Source organism: Mesorhizobium sp. M2E.F.Ca.ET.209.01.1.1 (genome assembly GCF_004010375.2).
In the GTDB taxonomy this organism is placed as follows: Bacteria; Pseudomonadota; Alphaproteobacteria; order Rhizobiales; family Rhizobiaceae; genus Mesorhizobium.
In genome coordinates this window covers 1-339 of the sequence record NZ_SADP02000640.1, presented here as the reverse complement: position 1 = coordinate 339, position 339 = coordinate 1, and the positions used below count along the sequence as shown (strand labels likewise).

The window sequence follows — 339 nt, the reverse complement described above, 5'->3', positions numbered from 1 at the left end:
GGCCTGCTCAAGCGCAAGGCCACCATGTGCCTGGTCGGCGTACTGACCGAACTGGACCCGCCGCTGACCGGTGGCAGCGTGATCTTCGGCCGCAAGCACCTGACCGGCTCGGCGATCGGCGGCATGGCCGAAACCCAGGAAATGATGGACTTCTGCGCCGAGCACGGCATCCACCCGGAGACCGAGCTCATCGGTGCGGAGCAGATCAACGAGGCCTGGGAGCGCGTGCTCTCCTCGGACGTGCGCTACCGCTTCGTGATCGACGCCTCGTCGATCTAGTCGCCCGCGGGGGCCTTCTCGATGAGTCCGATCATCCGGAAGGCCTCCGCGAAGCCGCCG

Annotated in this window: 1 pseudogene; it reads left to right on the top strand. The window is 67.3% G+C overall.

Annotated elements, in window-relative coordinates:
• Positions 1-279: pseudogene (locus tag EN852_RS37245) on the top strand (NAD(P)-dependent alcohol dehydrogenase); the annotation flags it as partial.
• Between the last annotated feature and the right edge of the window lie 60 nt (positions 280-339).